The sequence below is a fragment of the Sphingomonas sp. genome (genome assembly GCF_017304615.1).
In the GTDB taxonomy this organism is placed as follows: domain Bacteria; phylum Pseudomonadota; class Alphaproteobacteria; order Sphingomonadales; family Sphingomonadaceae; genus Sphingomonas.
Genome location: NZ_JAFKLZ010000001.1, coordinates 1,495,417 through 1,512,137 on the forward strand (window position 1 = coordinate 1,495,417; position 16,721 = coordinate 1,512,137).

Genomic DNA, 16,721 nt, shown 5'->3' on the forward strand with positions numbered 1-16,721 from the left:
GCACGCGCTCTGCAATGTAACGCGTGCCCGAGCGGTTTCCCGCTTCAGCAGGGGTGGACCGGCGCTCCCCCCGATCTCGCGCCGGTCCACCCTCACCCGGGTCTCACCAACAGACTATTCGGCGGCGACGGCGATTCTTTCGTCGTGCGGCACGCCCGGAAAACGCCATCCCGCACCCGCATTGGCCCGCGCGGCGGCATGTGCCATCGCCCGGGGATAGATATTGCCGAGCAAATGTTCGAACGTCCGCCGCCAACTGAAATTGGCCTCGACATACGCCCGCGCGGCCGCACCGATCGCATCATGGTCGGCGCGCCACAACTTGACGACATTATTCGCCATTGCCGTCGTGTCGTCGACTGGGCCTAGCAGTCCCAGCCCCGACGGTACGCGATCGGGCATCGCGCCTGACGCGACGCCGACCACCGGCAACCCGCTGGCCTGCGCCTCGAGCACCGAAATGCCGAACGTCTCGTCAGCCATCGCCGACACATAGATGTCCGAAGAGGCGAGTGCGCGGGCGAGTTCGGCGCGGTCTTTCTCGAAACCCGGGAAAGCGACCGGCAGCCCCACGGCTTCGGCCTGAAGGCGCCCCATCAGCTTGCCGTCGCCGATCATCACCATCGCCGCGCCCATGTCGGCCGGCAATTTCTTGAACATGTCGATCAGGCGGTCGGCCCGCTTCTCGTTATCGACGCGTCCAGCATAGACCAGCAGCGGACCGTCGCCCGGCAGCCCCAGTTCCCGCCGATATGCCGCGTCGCGCTTGGCCGGCGCGAACATGTCGATGTCGACACCCAGCGGCAGCACGTCGGTCCGCGTGATCCTGCGCCGCCCGAGCGCCTCTCGCGCATCCTCGCTGAGCGTATAGACCCAGTCGAACTCGCGATACGTAATCTCGGCATAGCCGTAGCTCAGCCATTGCAGCGCGCGCGCGGTCGTTTCGCCAAACTTCGCCTGGCCGACGCGATAGACATGCGCGTTGGGGAAATCGGTGCGGTACCCGGCGATCAGCGTAGTCTCCGGGAACGTCTTGCGGTGGTTGATCGCGGTCCAGGGCAGCACCCAAGGGCACAGGGATTCGATCACGTCCGGGCGATATTTGGCCAGTATGTCGCGAACCACGCGGGTGCGCAGGATGAAGCGGTAATTGGGGCTGCCACGCACCGGGTCGGCGCCGACCTCCGCGAAGATGTGGCGGCCGTTGACGGTGATCTTGTCCTCCGGCCCCGGCACGATCTGGAGCAGGTGGTGCGGCGTGTGCGTCAGGACATAATCCCGCTTCTCGCGCAGGTACGTGCTGATCCCGCCTCCGCCCGACGGCGCGTAGCTTTGCGTGAGGTCGCACAGGATCAGCGGGCCGGCCGTGCCCGGCCGCCGCGGAAAATCGCCATTGAGGAGCACAATGCTCTCCCTGTTTATCTGTTACGCTGGCGTAACGCCTTGGTCTGCAAAGAGTTGCGCCAGCTCGCCACTCTCGTACATTTCCATCATTATGTCGGACCCGCCGACAAACTCGCCTTTTACATAGAGTTGCGGGATGGTCGGCCAGTCGCTGAACGCCTTGATCCCTTGGCGAACCTCCTGATCCTGCAGCACGTCAACGCTGTCGAATTCGACGCCAAGATGGTTGAGGATCGCGACCGCCCGGCTCGAAAACCCGCATTGCGGGAATAGCGGGCTGCCCTTCATGAACAGCAGCACGTCGGCGCCGTTGACGAGGCCAGCGATGCGTTCCTGGGTCTGGTCGGTCATCGAATTCAATCCTTCATTCCGTCGCGCCTATTCGGCAGAGGTCGTAAGTTGCAGGGCGTGCAGCACACCGCCCATGCGCCCGCCAAGCGCATTGTAAACCGCCTGATGCTGCCGAACGCGCGGCACCCCCGCAAAAGATGCGCTGATCACGCGCGCGGCATAATGGTCACCGTCGCCTGCCAGATCGGTTATCTCGACCCTGGCGTCGGGAATGCCGGCCACGATCAGCGCTTCGATGTCGGCGGCCGCCATCGGCATGTTATTTCGATTCCAGCAACTGGCGGCGTGCTTCGACCGCCTGTTCCTCGATCGCCTTGCGGACCATCGCGTCGTCGGCGTCGACCCCCGCCGCAGTCAGATCGCCGAGCAGCTTGCGCACGACATCCTCGTCTCCGGCTTCCTCGAACTCCGCCTGAATTACGGCGCGCGAATAGGCTTCGGTTTCCTCGGGCGTGAGGTTCATCAGCCCCGCGGCCCATTGCCCGAGCAGCTTGTTGCGCCGCGCCGTCACGCGGAACGCCATTTCCTCGTCGTGCGCGAACTTGGTCTCGAAAGCGCGCTCGCGGTCGTCGAAGGTGGTCATTACTGCTCCCTGGCCGTTTGTTACGGCTTGGGAGATAGGGTGCGCATGGCGGTATGCCAAGGCGTGTTCAGGCAAAGGCCGGAACCTTGCCGGTTACTGCAAAGGCAGCGACTATCGCTCCGGCCTGCACCGGAGCAACCACGCGTCAATCCGCGACCTTAACCACCAGCTTTCCGATCGCGCCGCGTGCCGCCATCTTGGCGATCGCCTTGCCGCCGTCCGCGAACGCGAAGGTTTCGGTGACGCGCGGGGCGATCCTGCCGTCCTTCCATAGCCGGAACAGCCGGTCGATATGCGCGCGGTTGGCCTGCGGATCGCGCGCCGCGAACGCGCCCCAGAACACGCCGCACACGTCGCAGCTCTTGAGCAGCGTCAGGTTGAGCGGCAATTTCGGGATGCCCGCAGGGAAACCGACCACCAGATAGCGACCTTCCCAGCCGATCGACCGCAGCGCCGGTTCGGCATAGTCGCCGCCGACCGGATCGTAGATCACGTCATAACCCTGCTTGCCGCCCGCCGCCTTGAATTGCTCGGCAAGCGCCTTGGATTGGTCCTTGTCGAACGGCGCGCGGCCATAGACGATCGTCTCGTCCGCCCCCGCCTCGCGGCACGCCGCCGCCTTTTCCTCCGACGAGACCGCCGCCACGACCCGCGCGCCAAACGCCTTGCCCAGTTCGATCGCCGCGAGCCCCACGCCGCCCGCCGCGCCCAGGACGAGCATGTTGTGCCCCTCCTTCAAATGCCCGCGGTCGAGCAGCGCATGGATCGTCGTGCCATAGGTCAGGATCAGCGACGCACCTTCTTCGAAGCTACGCCCGTCGGGCAACGGGAAAAGGCTCGATGCCGGGACCGCGATCTTCTCGACCAGCCCGCCCGACCCGGTCGTGCCGAGCACGCGGTCGCCCGGCTTGAACTCGGTCACCCCTTCGCCGACGCTTTCGACTACGCCCGCCATCTCGCTGCCCGGTGCGAACGGGCGCGGCGGTTTGAACTGATACTTATCCTCGATGATCAGGACATCGGGATAGTTGATGCTGCACGCCTTGACCGCGACGACGACCTGGCCCGGCCCCGCAACCGGGTCCGGAAGTTCGTCCATCACCATTGTTTCGGGACCCCCAGGCGCCTTAGACAGCAACCCCCGCATGCACACTCTCCCGCCTGAGCCACGGGCGCTCGGCGGCGACCGCGGATTCGTATTTCGAAATCGCGGTATCCCTTGCCAGCGTCAGACCGACTTCGTCCAGCCCTTCCATCAGGCACGTGCGGCGAAACGGGTCGAGCGTGAATTCGAAGCGGTCCTGAAAGGGGGTGGTGACGGTCATCGTCTCCAGATCGACGCTCACCTCGTCGGTCTTCGCGACCTCGACGAGCCGATCGATCGCGTGCTGTGGCAGAACGACGGGTACGATCCCGTTCTTGACCGCATTGCCCGAAAAGATGTCCGAATAGCTCGGCGCGATGATTGCGGTGATGCCGAGATCCTTGAGCGCCCAGGCGGCATGTTCGCGGCTCGACCCGCACCCGAAATTGTCGCCCGCGATCAGGATCGGCGAACCGGCATAACGCTCATCGTCGAAGATGTTGCCGGGCTGCTCACGGACCGTCTCGAACGCGCCCTTGCCCAGCCCCTCCCGCGAGATCGTCTTGAGCCAATGTGCGGGAATGATGACGTCGGTATCGACGTTCTTGGCGCCCCAGGGGTAAGCGCGCCCCTCAACCCGGCGGACCGGCGTCATCGGCTGACCCACGCAGCTTGTGCTCCGGCGAAGGCCAAAGCGCGGGAAATCGAAGACCATTGCTGCCAACGCTCCGGCCTTCGCCGGAGCACGGCCACGCGTCCAACCATCGGCGTCACTTGGTCGGCTTTTCCGCAGGCGCGGGTCGCGCCATCGCCGCATAGGCAGCCACGCCGCTCAGAATTGACCCCGCCACCAGCAGAATGAGTACGCGCTTCATCGCCGACCCCCCATCAAGTCGCGGACGTCGGTCAGTCGTCCCGTGACCGCCGCGGCCGCCGCCATTGCCGGGGAAACCAAATGTGTCCGCGCGCCCGGCCCCTGTCGTCCTACGAAATTCCGATTCGAGGTGGAAGCGCACCGTGCGCCAGACGGTACTTTATCCGGGTTCATTGCCAGGCACATCGAGCATCCGGGTTCGCGCCATTCGAATCCGGCGGACAGGAAGATGCGGTCGAGCCCTTCGGCCTCGGCCTGGCGCTTGACGATGCCCGAACCCGGCACGACCAGCGCGCGCACGCCGTCGGCGACGTGGCGGCCGTCCGCGACCGAGGCGGCGGCGCGCAGATCCTCGATCCGGCTATTCGTGCAACTGCCGATGAAGATATAGTCGATGGCCACGTCCTGCATCGCGGTGCCCGCGGTCAGGCCCATATAGTCCAGCGATTTCTGCGCCGCGACGCGCTTCGACGCATCCTCGAAGCTTTCCGGGTCGGGCACGATGCCGGTGATCGGCACGACGTCCTCCGGGCTGGTGCCCCAGGTCAGCGACGGCGCGATGTCGCTCGCCGATAGCGTGACTACACGGTCATAGCGCGCTTCCGGGTCGGCAGGCAGCGTGCGCCACCACGCGACAGCCTGCTCCCACAAATCCCCCGTCGGCGCCATCGGGCGGCCCTTGAGATAGTCGAACGTCTTGTCGTCCGGCGCGATCAGGCCCGCGCGCGCGCCGCCCTCGATCGACATGTTGGCGACGGTCAGCCTTCCCTCGATCGACAGGTCGCGAATCGTGTCGCCGGTATATTCGACGACATAGCCAGTCCCGCCCGCCGCGCCGATCTTGCCGATGATCGCCAGTACGACATCCTTGGCCGACACGCCGAACCCAAGCGCGCCCTCGACGCGGATTTCCATCGTCTTGGATTGCTGAAGCAACAGCGTTTGCGTGGCGAGCACATGCTCGACCTCGCTGGTGCCGATGCCGAACGCCAGCGCCCCCAGCGCGCCGTGCGCCGAGGTATGGCTGTCGCCGCAGACCAGCGTGGTGCCCGGCAGCGTGAAGCCCTGCTCCGGCCCGACGACGTGGACGATCCCCTGCGCCTCGGCGAGCGCATCGATATAGGGCACGCCGAATTCCGCAACATTGCGGCGCAGCGCCTCGAGTTGATTCGCGCTCTCCGGATCGGCGATCGGTATCGGGTTGCCCGCCGCATCCACACGCGGGCTGGTCGGCAGATTGTGGTCAGGCACCGCCAGCGTCAGATCAGGCCGCCGCACCCCGCGCCCGGCGGCGCGCAGCCCCTCGAAGGCCTGCGGACTGGTCACTTCGTGGACCAGGTGCCGGTCGATATAGATCAGGCACGTCCCGTCGTCGCGCCGCTCGACGACGTGCGCATCCCAGATCTTTTCGTACAGGGTCTTCGGGCGACTCATGCTGAGCGCCCTACTCGCTTGTTGCTCGATCGCAAGCGACAAAGGAATTTTGTTGCGCGCTCAAGCGGCCAGCCGCGTTAGCGGTGCAGGCGTCAGCCGATCGTCGGAAAATAGAGGATGAAATAGGTGATCATCAAGCTCTGGATCGCGGCCGGGATAAGCAGCTGCACCCAGCGATTGCCCGCCAGCCAGGCGATCGCGATGAGCACGAGCGACGGCGGCAGGATGGCATAGGATGCCCAGTCCATCAGCGCCTCTTTCGGCAGGACCGTGAAATTCGTGATCACGCCGGCGATCACATATCCCGTCAGCGCGGCCAGATAGAGATGGCGCTCCTCCAAGGCGTGCTCGCCTAGATCGACATTCTCCTGATGACCGGGTTTCGGCACCAGCCAGAGGATATAGAGGAAGATCGCCGACGCCTGCAGCAGCAGGAAGACCAAGGTCGCCAGGCTCCATTTCGGCACGGTCCGGACCAGCCAGAGGCTCGTCCACAGGTCGAGGATCAGCGAAAGGCCGATCGTCAGCCACAACGCATAGCCGATCGTCCACCGCACGGTTGGCCGCGCACGGACCAGTTCGCCGACGCCGCTGATCAACTGCGTCAGCGCCAGCGACAGCACAACCGAAAACAGGATCAAGAAATATTCGAAAACACTCATGCCGCCCCCCGGGGGACGGTGTAGCGGTGTCAGGCCGCGGCGGAAAGCGGCCGCGGCGCCGGCTCATTTTCCAGCGCGTCGGCCCAATCGGTACGGCGCGGCAGCCACGGGTTGAGGAACAGAACCGGGATCTTGAGGAACAGCAATTCGCGGTGAATCCAGAAATCGGTCAGCCGCTCAGTCCACTTCGCCTGCCGCCGGCCCGTGCGGGCCAGCCAGTCGCGATACGGCATCCAGTGGCTCGGCTCGTCCTTCTCGACGATTCGGAAGATGCGCATCATCACGGGGTCGTGCTTGATCAGCGGCGACTTAAGCAGTTTCTCGACCTGCCACATCCCGCGCATCTCGGTCAGCATGATGACTCGGCACAACCGTTCGAACATGTCGGGCGAATCGATCACCTGCTGCGTATCGAGATCGTCGATCGTCACGCGAAACACGATCTCGACGAAGCGGTCGATATGGCCGAGCGCGCGATCGACCTTGAGCGGCATCTTGCCCTGCAGTTCGAACCAGCGCCGGAACATCGTGTAATGCTTGCGCTCGTCGGCGCGGTGCTTCTCGATCGCGGCGATGAACACATGGTCGTCGGGGCAGCGCACCCGAACCGCCTCCAGCACGCGGTCGATCGAGGTATAACCGCGATGTTCGTTGTAGATGTAGATCGATGCCAGGACATCGAGGTAACGGCGGCGGAACGCGACGAACATCGGGCAGTGCTACTCCTCGCCACGCCCGCCGACAATCAGGAGGATCGGCGGCGAGCCTTGCGGCGAATCGTTGGTGCCGCCATAGGGGCGCCGAGTTCACTCCCACCGATCAGGATACGCCGCCATGAAGGTCCGCATCGTCGTCACCCTCAAGCCCGGCGTACTCGACCCGCAGGGCAAGGCGATCCACAAGTCGCTCGAGGGCCTGGGGTTCGGCGGCATCAACGACGTCCGCGCCGGCAAGGTGATCGAGATGGATGTGGCCGACGGCACCAGCGACGACGACCTGGACGGCATGTGCCGCAAGCTGATCGCCAATACGGTCATCGAGAATTACCGGATCGAACGATAGAGTGATGGCTTGCGCCCTTCCCATTTCTCCGTGCTCCGGCGAAGGCCGGAGCGTTGGAGAGGCAAGACCGGGTCGCCAACGCTCCGGCCTTCTCCGGAGCGCAATTGATATCGAAAGGGATCATCGATGACCGCTGCCGTTATCGTCTTCCCCGGATCGAACTGCGACCGCGACCTGGCGGTGGCGATCGCGGCGGTGACGGGGCGGAAGCCCGTGATGCTGTGGCATGCGGAGACCGAATTACCCGCGGGATGCGACCTGATCGCGCTTCCTGGCGGCTTTTCCTACGGCGACTATCTCCGCTCCGGCGCGATGGCGGCGCGGTCGCCGGTGATGCGCGCGGTTATGGAAGCGGCCGAGCGCGGCGTGCCGGTGCTAGGCGTGTGCAACGGGTTCCAGGTGCTGACCGAAACCGGCCTGCTGCCCGGCGCCCTGATGCGTAACGCCGGGCTGAACTTCGTGTGCCGCGACGTCGAGCTGTCCGTCGAAAACGCGCAGTCCGCCTTCACCAGCCGCTATGCCGCGGGCGAGAAGATCCACATCCCGGTCGCGCACCATGACGGCAACTTCACCGCCGACCCGGAGACGCTCGACCGGCTCGAGGGCGAAGGCCGCGTCGCGTTCCGCTATACTGGCAACGTCAACGGCTCGGCACGACAGATTGCGGGCGTGCTCAACGCGGCCGGCAACGTGCTCGGCATGATGCCCCACCCCGAACGCAAGATCGAAGCCGCGCATGGCGGCGACGACGGGCGGCGGCTGTTCGAGGGATTGATGGAACTGGTCGGGGCTTGACCTTCGCATCCAATGTTGCTACAGTTGCAACTTAGATGGCGGAGGTTCAATTGTCGACGGTGACCGTAAGAGAATTGAATGCCAACATTTCCAAGGCGATCGCTCGTGTCGAGGCCGGGGAGACATTGGAAATCATGAAAAATGGCCGGGTCGTCGCTGAGATGCGCCCCCATATGCGCGAACAAAGCGAAGCTTGGCGGCGAGCGCACAAGGACTCGGCTACGTTTCTCCGTCGGGGAATCAATTTGGGCATAGGTCGCGTCAAAGCCGCCGACAAATACGACGATGCCGAGATATGAGATTCACCGTCGATTCCAATGTTTTGGTATATGCGCTGGATGCGGGCACGCCGGACAAACATGTAGTCGCGGTCGATATAATGATCCGCGCTTCGATGCTCGACATGGTGCTGACGGCCCAGGCGCTTGCCGAATTTCTCGCAGTCATCCGGCGCAAATATTCGGAGCACTTTGCGGCCGCCCTCGATCAAGCGCGCCGCTGGACCGTGCTGTTTCCGCCAATCGCGACGACACACGATCATGTGGTGGCCGGGGGAGACTTCGCGATCCGGCACAAGCTCCAGTTTTGGGATAGCGTCATTTGGCAAGCGGCGGCTTCCAAACAAGCCGTCTATTTTTTGTCAGAAGACCTGCAGGACGGACTGTCGATCAACGGCATGACGGTGCTGAATCCGTTCAATGACGATAACGCTTCTCTGCTTGGCGAAGTATTGCAAGAAGACTAAACCTTCGCCCGGAATGGCGAAAAATCTGTGCCGTCATCGAACACATCGACGCCCTCGGTTCGCTTCAGCCCGCCCACCACCAGATATGTCACCGGCGTCAGGAGCACTTCCCACGCCACCTTCAGCGCCCATTGCGTGAACAGCAACTTGATCACCAGCGCGTGGGTGAACCCCTCCGCGCTCCAGAACGCCAGCGGATAGAAGATCAGGCTGTCGACGCCCTCCCCCGCGATGGTCGATCCGATCGTGCGCATCCACAAATGCTTGCCGGCGCTCCAGATCTTCATCTTCGCCAGCACGAACGAATTGACGAACTCGCCCGCCCAGAACGCGCAGCAACTGGCGAACACGATGCGCGGCACCTGGCCGAAGATCGTCTCATATGCCTTCTGGTTGGTCCAATCCGGCGCGGGCGGCAGCGCTACGACGACCCAGCTCATCAGCGCCATGAACAGAACCGCGCCGAACCCCGCCCAGATCACGCGCCGCGCCCGCGCGTATCCATAAACCTCGGTCAGAACGTCGCCGATCACATAGCTGATCGGGAAGAACAGGATGCCCGCCCCGAACGGCCAGTATCCGTACCCCGGCAACCAAACTTGCGCGACCTTCCCCGCGCCGATCACGTTCGACAGCAACAGGATCGCGACGAACGCCGCCATCACGAAGTCGTAGTAGCGGAACTCGCGCACCGTATTCGCGGTCACCGCGCGCAATCTGTGATCCCCCTCGGTCATTCGGGCGTTATGATCGGCGTTCCTTCCTCGCGCAATCCGCGCTAGGCGGCTTCGCGACGCGCCCGTAGTTCAACTGGATAGAGCACGAGCCTTCTAAGCTTGGAGTTGCAGGTTCGAGTCCTGCCGGGCGCGCCAATCACCCGGTATTATGGCGCAATTGCACCGGACTCCAAACCTTTGAATCTGCGTTTCTTTCTGGTCAAACCGACCGAAAGGGACATCACATGGGCATTAGCAACGGTCGCGCTCATCTGGAGCGCAGGATCAGCACCTACCTCTCCGAACTCAACGAAAAACGCCGGCTCGCGAAGGGTGCGACCGAGGCTGCTGCCGACCTGCCGAGTCTACAAACTCGCATCACTCGGCTGGAAGAACTCATCCACGCGATCGAGACGCTACTTCGTGAAGACGACCCGTCGTGGAACTGTTCTCGCGTCAAGCCGAAGAAGAAGCACGCATTTCAGTCTCCTTTCCCGCTCGGCGAGGCCGGACCGATGGCGCTTGATGTGCTGCGTGAAGCGACCGAGCCGATGACCTGTCGCGACATTGTTAGGACGATGCTCGCGAACATCGGTGTCGCCGATTATGAGCGAGACCTGTTGGACAAATGCACCAACTCGCTCGCTGCCTATCTCACGAAACACAAGGGTGACCTGATCGAATCGAATGGCGCTTGGCCGCAGAAATGGTGGGTGATTCGTTGAATCGAGTTTGGAGCCGAAAAACTATCTGAGAAAAGACGCGAGTTAGTTCGCTAAATTGTTGGACGGTCACCAATACCAATCTGAGAAAAGGAGTTGTTGACCGACCCTAAAAATCTGCATTTTTCCTCTGCTGCACTAAGGCAACGGAGGCTAAGTCGCAGCATTTTCTTCTCTCGAAACAGGCGCGTGAGCTGAGCGTAAAGGGCATCACGCGCCTGTCCGACGAAGAGGCATTCTCGAAATATGTGGCGCTGCGCTTCGTCCACAACGGCGGCAAGCCGTTCTGCGAACGTTGCAACTCTCAAGATCTTTATTTCATCTCCACGCGGCGCAAATGGAAGTGCGCCAACAAAGGCTGTCAGCGCCATTTCTCGCCAACGACCGATACGCCCTTCGCGAGCCGTAAGCTCAGCTATCGCGACATCCTCATCGCAATCGCTCTTTTCGCAAAGGAGCCAAAAGGTCTGCCGGCCATTCGGCTGAGTCATCAGCTTGAGGTGGGTTACAAAACGGCGTTCGTTCTTCTGCATAAGATTCGGGAGCAAGTTGGCATCGAACAGCATCGGCACAAGTTGCGTGGCATTGTCGAAATCGATGGTGGCTATAACGGCGGCTACGTGCGGCCGTTCAACAATCAGGGCGACCGCATCGATAGGCGCGCCACGCGCTACTCTGAGAAGCGAAAATGCGTCTGCATCATGCGCGAGCGTGGCGGTCGAAGCAGGGCATTCATTTGCAGCGAGACAGAGGCGGCACGACTTGCACCGGAGGTCATTGAGCCCGGTAGCATTATCGTTTCGGACTACCACCCGGCCTACAACCGGTTACGTTCCCAATATCACGTTCTCAGGGTCAATCACGACAAGCAGTTCGCAGACGGGAACGCCTCGACTAACTGGGCGGAGTCGTACTTCGCTAGACTAGATCGCGCAGAGAAGGGGATCTTCCACCGCTTCGCTGGCGAATATTTCAGCGCCTACGTCAACGAGATTTCGTGGCGCGAGGACACTCGACGACAGAGCGATTTGCAGAAGTTCGACGCGCTGGCGCATTTGATGACGCGCGGCGGCGTATCACGGCGGTGGAAGGGGTATTGGCAACGACGGAAAGCTGCCGCGTGATGAGCACCTTTCGTTTCCACCTGATCGGCAGCGCCCAACCAGTCGAGCTAGATGTCGTCGCATCCACCATGGCCGAACTGGCCGGGTTGGTATCGCGGCAACGTTTTATCGAAGGTCGAATGACACAGCCTGACAGCGACGGCGTTTTAAGCGGGATGCTGATCGCCACGTCCCGGATACAGTGCGTGGTCGAAGTCAGTTAGCGGCATCGTCCCGCATCACGAGGCCGCTATCAGTGTCGACCTCGTATTTTGAAAAGTTGACCTTACCGTTCGTCTGGCCGCGAGAACAAATGACCTGATAGTGATGGCCCGACACGCGCGAGACGCTAACGGTCTCCCAACACCCGCTATCCTTGGTCGAGATGATCTCGCGAAACCCGTTGCCCGAGCTATCAAGGTCGTGCGCCTTTTGAAGGCCGGGATCGCCAGCCAAGAATTGCGCGTCTTTAATGTTGATCGGTTGAGCGGCTTCCGATTGATCGTCGCTTTTGCCTGAGCCGCCAAACATACAGCTACCGATCCCCAGCAGCATGAGTAGACCCAACATGGCGCTGCCTGCGCCGCCCTGCGCTCGATTGCTCACGATGTGATCCCGCGTTCGCCCGGCTGGTGCCGGGACGGTTAGTCACGCGCGAACACGGGTAAGCACGCCCCGCTTATTCGGCAGAGCCTGTTTTATTGAGCGGGCCGCCCGACATGGCGGACCCGTGTTCAGTGCGTGATGCACACCCCGCTCAGGTGACTAAGCCGTTGCGGGGCTCGCTAATGTTACAGCGGCTTCCAGCGCGTTAGCAAGCTCATTGCACCGGCTAGCTTTAACCTTATCTCAATCTAAGAGCTTGCAAGAATCAGTTTAAGATGCGCAGGAAGCTCCACATTTTAGGAACAATCCCTCACATTCGGGGTTGATAAGCTGCCTTTTGTATGTTACAAAGGTAGCGCTTTTGAGTAGATAGATGCCGGTTAACCCCGGCGTCGGTCTCCATGAGCCGGATTTGTCTACGTGCCTTTTGTGTTTAGGGATGAACCTCAAATTAGTTGAGCATTCCTGAACTAAAATGCCTGGATGGGAAGACTGGAGAGCGCCGGAACTTTTGTTTCCGTGAGGTAATTCGGTCCACCGCCGCAGCGAAGGGAGAAAGCGTTAGGCAACGAGATTGGGCGGAGTGGCAGAGATGCCCTCCGCCTTTCTGCTAATAATACATATCACTCGCAAACATGTTCAGATGGGTATCACGCTTCTCGTCGTTGCTCACGCCATGGCAATTCCAGAACTGTCCGCTGATCGACGTTCGATCAGCCTCGGTTTCTGATACGTTGTAATGTCGGTCCGCCTCAATACGAAAGCCGAACCGAAAACGAGCAGCTAGGTAGCAGTATGGCTTATGATGGCCTCCTGTCTCCGGTTTTGCGTGGCGTTCATTTCCATACACAAAGAACTTTTTATCGTCGTCAACTGCGTAGCGGGTGCCATAAGAGCTTTGACGCCTAGGACGGACTCGCTTCCTTAATGAAAGCAACTGTTTGTCAACTAAATTGTTAAAGTCTGGTCGTAACGTTTCTGCCGAGCACAGCCTCTTGAGTTCGCTCAAATCATTACCTGCGAAGTTTCTGAATGGAAGACTCAACAGTTTAACGTCGCTTGCTTGTTCAAATTTCCATGCCAAATGGCTAAAGGCTCGCAATCCTGTTGCTATGCTTTTGTGAAAAAAGTTAAGGGGACTCCCGCCCAGCAACCCAAAGTCAATTGGCACGGGAAACATTATATTAGTAACATTTTCAGTTAAATGCTGCCATCTCAAATCAATAAGAAGAATGCATTTCTCTGCATCTAAAGTCTCTTCAATGAGGAAGTTTTCCAATCCCTCAATTGAGGGACCATCATGTGGTATATAGCTGGACGCCGCGAGGGAAACGCGATGCGAGGCATAATAGCCTCTATTGAGCACTTCTTTGGGCGCAACATTATCCTTTAACCTACCGAAGAAACTCGATAGATCACGGTCAGGCGAAATCAAACAGACTCGTAGATTCATCGGCGCGTGAGAGCAGCAAGCACCTTTGTCGGAATAATGACTTGTTCGACTAAGTCATCGGGCAAGCTAGCTATAGCCCTAAAAAATTGTATTAGGACAACTTCATTAGACGACTTAGTAATACGTGGCAAACGCCTTTCGCTATCCGAATGGGCATCGTCGGCGGTATAAGCAAATTCAGCTTCCGGAGGGATTACCCCAATCTTAGGTTTTTGTATTGGATGCTCCACAACTTTAACCACACCCTGCTCTTCGAGCCGCTTGGCAAATGTTTTTAGGCGCTCTTCTCCAATTACATCTTTGTAATTTTTTCCGTCTTTGCGTAAATCAGTGGCGATTGAGGTTAGCAAATAAGGGGCCTCATAGCTTTCCCACTGCTCCTTTGTCTTTGCCGAAATGTAGGAGACAAGCTCATCTTCGGTCACGTATGCTCTCCTTCAGGCACAGCCTTTGGCCCGCATGGCATCGACTATAAGGCACAGACGATAACGAACTAACTCAAGCAGGGCTAGGTCTGCCATATGGTGAGCCCGCTTGGTGCGTTTGTCGCTAATTCCGGATCAATCGGGCCTCGGCTATGAGGCACTAAGAGGAGACCGCGAATGGATTATCAGATAGGCGATACGGTGATACTCAAATCCGGCGGTGAGATCATGACCGTCGAAAGCGTGGAAGGTGGGAGCATCGATTGCGTATGGTTTAACGGCAAGAAGGTCGAGCGGTCATCGTTTGACCCAAGAACGCTAAAGCCATTTGAGAACACCTTTGGCGGCTTCTAGCGACCGCGCACCACTTGGTGCGTTTGCTGGAATAGACCGTCTGGCCCATTTGCGCATTTGCACTACTACACTGAGAATGTAGCTTGCTGGTGGACGACACCGGAGCTTTTGACCGTTTCGGAATTAAGTAACGGTCCGGCGGCGGTCGAGGATCGCTATGGTTAGAAGTTCTGCCAAAGGGGTCGCTCCATCACCTCACCAGCCAACATTTTTCGCACGACCTCCAATTGCTGGCCCAAAAACTCTACCAGCATATCTCGCTCATCCACAGTCGCTTCTCGGTCGCCCACGGTTTCAGCCATATTTTCAAAGACGAGGCGAACGGCAAGCAAAACAGCGTTCAGAGCAACAAGGTGCCGCGCCAGCGATCGGCTGCCTTGGTCATCTAATTCATAAATTGGAAAACGAGCAATCTCATCAATAACGCCGCCAACCGCTAACGCTCCGCCACGGAGGGGCAGTGAGAGAGGAAGAAAGTTAGGCGTTGTGTGGTAGCTCTCGATGACTTCGTAACCGTGAGACAGCAACCTAGCAGCCGCCTTCTTTAGCTGGCGCTTGTGATACCAAATCGGAATGAACGCAGTTAGATAGGTTACAACAAGAGCCAGCATCGCGCCGGCGAACTGAGCCCATCCGGCGAGCTTATCATGGGCCTCTAACCACGAAACCATTCCGCCGCTCCTGTAAGATAGAGAATTTAGACTGCGATCCGCTGCAAATTGAAAGGTTATCGAATGAAGCGCGACATGGACAAGGTGCGCGGCGTGATGTTGGCACTGGAAGCAAAGACCGGTCCCTTCGTCCTAACTTACGACACGCCATCTATGGGCGGAACTGACGACGGAGCCGAGACCGTCGAGTATATTGTGTTGCTTCATTCGGGCGGGTTCTTGGAAAGCACCCAGCGCAACGTTTATCGCCTATCTTGGGCAGGACACGAGTTTCTCGACAGCGTGCGCGATCCCGAGATTTGGCGGCAGACGAAAGACGGAGCGGCCAAGATCGGCTCGTGGTCGATCACTTTGCTCGGAGAATTGGCGAAGGGCTTCCTCCGCGCGAAGGCAGCGTCCTTGGGACTACCGATCGGCTGACTGGCTCAACCTGATCAAGTTCGTGGTGCGTTTGCGCCATAATACCGCAATCACCCAGCAATCGAGTTTGCGGCGAAATCCGCAAGGCGCTGCATGTCGCGTTCCCGGGCTGTCGCTACATCGCCCAGTGGCGTTTGATCGTAGCCTGGTCGAGCCGCAGGAAGCGCGCCGCATTATTGTAAAGAATGTCGCGCTTTTGAGCGCGCGACAGGAACGGCGCCTGTTCGATCGCCTCAATCGATCGCTCGATCGCTTCGGGCCAGACCATCTGGTCCGAGCCGAACATGACGCGGTTGCCAAAGCCGGCATCGACCAGCGCTTTGAGATAACGGTAAAACGCAGCACGCGGCTGGGTATAAGCGATCACGCCGGTATCCACATAAACCTGTGGATGCGCGTAGAGAAACGCCAGCGTGTCATCCAGCATCGGATAGCCGGCGTGCATGAGGTTGAGGCGCAGCTTCGGATGCCGCACCAGCACATCTTCGAGCAACAGCGGGCTGCTCATTCGAGCGCGATAGCCCATGCCGGGAAGATACGGGGTCCCCGGGGGACCGGGGCCAATATGCAGCGATACCGGAAGGTCCAACGCCTCCGCCATCGACCATAACGGTTCAAGCTTGGGGCTGTCGGGCGAGATCCCGGCATATTGGGTTCCGATTTCGCCGATGACGGCGATGTCGCCGGCCTTCTTCGCCGCGGCAAAGGCGGCCAGCATTGCCGGACCATCCGAAAAGTCATCGAAACTGGGAGACAGCCCCGGCAGGATACGTTCCGGCGCCAGCTTGCGCCACGCGGCCACCGCGCTCTGGCGATCGTTGACCACGCCGATGATATTGCGCCGCTCCATGATCGCGATCGATCGGCGCATAATCTCGCCGTCGGTCGTCGGAGACCAGATCGGATCGCGACACGTCGGATGCTTGAAGAAGTAGATCAATGCCTCCGGCCAGGAGGTCTTCTGGTCCCAGACCGGCATTGGATAGAGGGGCGTGCACATCGCCAGCGGCGGTGGCCCCTGCTCGTCAGCGGCGGATGCGTGCAGATGCATGTCGATAATCGGCTCCCGGGCAGAAGCGCCGGAGGGTGCGGTCGTGATGAAGGCCAACACAAAAGCTGCCACGACCAACAACCGATTTTCCCGGGCCATTATTTACGTCTCCGCTGAATCGATTGAATTCGAAGAAGCGCTTAGAAGGCGGGCAGGAAGACGACAAGTAGCGCGCGACTATCCAAACGGGATACGCGACAGCTTTC

General features: G+C 60.2%; 24 protein-coding genes and 1 tRNA gene. 10 read left to right on the forward strand and 15 right to left on the reverse strand.

Annotated elements, in window-relative coordinates; all coding sequences use genetic code 11:
* Positions 1 to 114: 114 nt before the first annotated feature.
* From J0J06_RS07525 to J0J06_RS07565, 9 genes are all read right to left on the reverse strand, one after another.
* Positions 115 to 1,404 (reverse strand): glycosyltransferase, encoded by a 1,290-nt coding sequence (locus J0J06_RS07525; protein WP_294040684.1) that lies wholly within the window; start codon positions 1,402 to 1,404, stop codon positions 115 to 117.
* 21 nt (positions 1,405 to 1,425) lie between these two features.
* Positions 1,426 to 1,755: a Grx4 family monothiol glutaredoxin gene (grxD, locus tag J0J06_RS07530; RefSeq protein ID WP_294040685.1), complete on the reverse strand. Its 330-nt coding sequence runs from the start codon at positions 1,753 to 1,755 to the stop codon at positions 1,426 to 1,428.
* Between the two features lie 27 nt (positions 1,756 to 1,782).
* On the reverse strand, positions 1,783 to 2,013 hold the full coding sequence (locus tag J0J06_RS07535; protein WP_294040686.1) for a BolA family transcriptional regulator: 231 nt from the start codon (positions 2,011 to 2,013) through the stop codon (positions 1,783 to 1,785).
* Position 2,014: 1 nt separating this feature from the next.
* Entirely contained in the window at positions 2,015 to 2,338 is a 324-nt protein-coding gene (locus tag J0J06_RS07540) for a DUF1476 domain-containing protein (RefSeq protein ID WP_294040687.1), read from the reverse strand.
* Positions 2,339 to 2,483: 145 nt separating this feature from the next.
* On the reverse strand, positions 2,484 to 3,485 hold the full coding sequence (locus J0J06_RS07545) for an NADPH:quinone oxidoreductase family protein (RefSeq protein ID WP_294040688.1): 1,002 nt from the start codon (positions 3,483 to 3,485) through the stop codon (positions 2,484 to 2,486).
* A complete protein-coding gene (gene leuD, locus J0J06_RS07550; protein ID WP_294040868.1) occupies positions 3,466 to 4,077 on the reverse strand; it encodes a 3-isopropylmalate dehydratase small subunit in 612 nt (203 codons plus the stop codon). The genes J0J06_RS07545 and leuD overlap by 20 nt, the downstream gene beginning before the upstream one ends.
* 216 nt (positions 4,078 to 4,293) lie before the next feature.
* Positions 4,294 to 5,730 carry a 3-isopropylmalate dehydratase large subunit gene (gene leuC, locus J0J06_RS07555; RefSeq protein WP_294040689.1) on the reverse strand — a complete coding sequence of 479 codons (1,437 nt, stop codon included), beginning with the start codon at positions 5,728 to 5,730 and terminating at the stop codon, positions 4,294 to 4,296.
* Between the two features lie 92 nt (positions 5,731 to 5,822).
* Complete coding sequence (locus tag J0J06_RS07560) at positions 5,823 to 6,392, reverse strand: hypothetical protein (protein ID WP_294040690.1); 570 nt, start codon at positions 6,390 to 6,392, stop codon at positions 5,823 to 5,825.
* A gap of 29 nt (positions 6,393 to 6,421) precedes the next feature.
* Positions 6,422 to 7,102 carry a ferritin-like domain-containing protein gene (locus J0J06_RS07565; protein WP_294040691.1) on the reverse strand — a complete coding sequence of 227 codons (681 nt, stop codon included), beginning with the start codon at positions 7,100 to 7,102 and terminating at the stop codon, positions 6,422 to 6,424.
* A 124-nt stretch (positions 7,103 to 7,226) separates the two neighbouring features.
* On the opposite strand from J0J06_RS07565, the gene purS reads away from it, so the two are divergent.
* From purS to J0J06_RS07585, 4 genes are all read left to right on the forward strand, one after another.
* Positions 7,227 to 7,454 carry a phosphoribosylformylglycinamidine synthase subunit PurS gene (purS, locus tag J0J06_RS07570; RefSeq protein ID WP_294040692.1) on the forward strand — a complete coding sequence of 76 codons (228 nt, stop codon included), beginning with the start codon at positions 7,227 to 7,229 and terminating at the stop codon, positions 7,452 to 7,454.
* Between the two features lie 126 nt (positions 7,455 to 7,580).
* A complete protein-coding gene (gene purQ, locus J0J06_RS07575) occupies positions 7,581 to 8,249 on the forward strand; it encodes a phosphoribosylformylglycinamidine synthase subunit PurQ (protein WP_294040693.1) in 669 nt (222 codons plus the stop codon).
* A 35-nt stretch (positions 8,250 to 8,284) separates the two neighbouring features.
* Positions 8,285 to 8,548, forward strand: a complete 264-nt coding sequence (locus J0J06_RS07580; RefSeq protein WP_294040694.1) for a hypothetical protein — start codon at positions 8,285 to 8,287, stop codon at positions 8,546 to 8,548.
* Positions 8,545 to 8,994: a PIN domain-containing protein gene (locus J0J06_RS07585; protein ID WP_294040695.1), complete on the forward strand. Its 450-nt coding sequence runs from the start codon at positions 8,545 to 8,547 to the stop codon at positions 8,992 to 8,994. Before J0J06_RS07580 ends, J0J06_RS07585 begins: the two co-directional genes overlap by 4 nt.
* Here the strand turns inward: J0J06_RS07585 and J0J06_RS07590 are convergent.
* Complete coding sequence (locus J0J06_RS07590) at positions 8,991 to 9,731, reverse strand: queuosine precursor transporter (RefSeq protein WP_294040696.1); 741 nt, start codon at positions 9,729 to 9,731, stop codon at positions 8,991 to 8,993. The genes J0J06_RS07585 and J0J06_RS07590 overlap by 4 nt on opposite strands.
* A gap of 58 nt (positions 9,732 to 9,789) precedes the next feature.
* Here J0J06_RS07590 and J0J06_RS07595 point away from each other — a divergent pair.
* The 4 genes from J0J06_RS07595 (at position 9,790) to J0J06_RS07610 (ending at position 11,759) form a co-directional block, all read left to right on the forward strand.
* Positions 9,790 to 9,866, forward strand: a tRNA-Arg gene (locus J0J06_RS07595).
* 89 nt (positions 9,867 to 9,955) lie between these two features.
* Positions 9,956 to 10,435, forward strand: coding sequence for a hypothetical protein (locus tag J0J06_RS07600; RefSeq protein WP_294040697.1), 480 nt, complete (start codon positions 9,956 to 9,958; stop codon positions 10,433 to 10,435).
* A 215-nt stretch (positions 10,436 to 10,650) separates the two neighbouring features.
* Positions 10,651 to 11,556, forward strand: coding sequence for an IS1595 family transposase (locus J0J06_RS07605; RefSeq protein WP_294040869.1), 906 nt, complete (start codon positions 10,651 to 10,653; stop codon positions 11,554 to 11,556).
* Positions 11,556 to 11,759 carry a hypothetical protein gene (locus J0J06_RS07610; RefSeq protein ID WP_294040698.1) on the forward strand — a complete coding sequence of 68 codons (204 nt, stop codon included), beginning with the start codon at positions 11,556 to 11,558 and terminating at the stop codon, positions 11,757 to 11,759. Before J0J06_RS07605 ends, J0J06_RS07610 begins: the two co-directional genes overlap by 1 nt.
* On the opposite strand, the gene J0J06_RS07615 is transcribed toward J0J06_RS07610, so the two are convergent.
* The 3 genes from J0J06_RS07615 to J0J06_RS07625 all read right to left on the reverse strand — a co-directional run bounded on the left by J0J06_RS07615 (position 11,752) and on the right by J0J06_RS07625 (position 14,019).
* Positions 11,752 to 12,141 (reverse strand): hypothetical protein, encoded by a 390-nt coding sequence (locus J0J06_RS07615; protein ID WP_294040699.1) that lies wholly within the window; start codon positions 12,139 to 12,141, stop codon positions 11,752 to 11,754. The genes J0J06_RS07610 and J0J06_RS07615 overlap by 8 nt on opposite strands.
* Positions 12,142 to 12,751: 610 nt before the next feature.
* Positions 12,752 to 13,576 carry a hypothetical protein gene (locus J0J06_RS07620; RefSeq protein ID WP_294040700.1) on the reverse strand — a complete coding sequence of 275 codons (825 nt, stop codon included), beginning with the start codon at positions 13,574 to 13,576 and terminating at the stop codon, positions 12,752 to 12,754.
* A 14-nt stretch (positions 13,577 to 13,590) separates the two neighbouring features.
* Positions 13,591 to 14,019 (reverse strand): hypothetical protein, encoded by a 429-nt coding sequence (locus J0J06_RS07625; RefSeq protein WP_294040701.1) that lies wholly within the window; start codon positions 14,017 to 14,019, stop codon positions 13,591 to 13,593.
* Between the two features lie 177 nt (positions 14,020 to 14,196).
* Here J0J06_RS07625 and J0J06_RS07630 point away from each other — a divergent pair, with 177 nt between their 5' ends.
* Complete coding sequence (locus tag J0J06_RS07630) at positions 14,197 to 14,373, forward strand: DUF2158 domain-containing protein (protein ID WP_294040702.1); 177 nt, start codon at positions 14,197 to 14,199, stop codon at positions 14,371 to 14,373.
* A 161-nt stretch (positions 14,374 to 14,534) separates the two neighbouring features.
* On the opposite strand, the gene J0J06_RS07635 is transcribed toward J0J06_RS07630, so the two are convergent.
* Complete coding sequence (locus J0J06_RS07635) at positions 14,535 to 15,044, reverse strand: hypothetical protein (RefSeq protein WP_294040703.1); 510 nt, start codon at positions 15,042 to 15,044, stop codon at positions 14,535 to 14,537.
* Between the two features lie 63 nt (positions 15,045 to 15,107).
* Here J0J06_RS07635 and J0J06_RS07640 point away from each other — a divergent pair, with 63 nt between their 5' ends.
* Positions 15,108 to 15,464 carry a DUF2513 domain-containing protein gene (locus J0J06_RS07640; RefSeq protein ID WP_294040704.1) on the forward strand — a complete coding sequence of 119 codons (357 nt, stop codon included), beginning with the start codon at positions 15,108 to 15,110 and terminating at the stop codon, positions 15,462 to 15,464.
* 115 nt (positions 15,465 to 15,579) lie between these two features.
* On the opposite strand, the gene J0J06_RS07645 is transcribed toward J0J06_RS07640, so the two are convergent.
* Positions 15,580 to 16,614 (reverse strand): amidohydrolase family protein, encoded by a 1,035-nt coding sequence (locus J0J06_RS07645; RefSeq protein WP_294040705.1) that lies wholly within the window; start codon positions 16,612 to 16,614, stop codon positions 15,580 to 15,582.
* Positions 16,615 to 16,721: the final 107 nt, after the last annotated feature.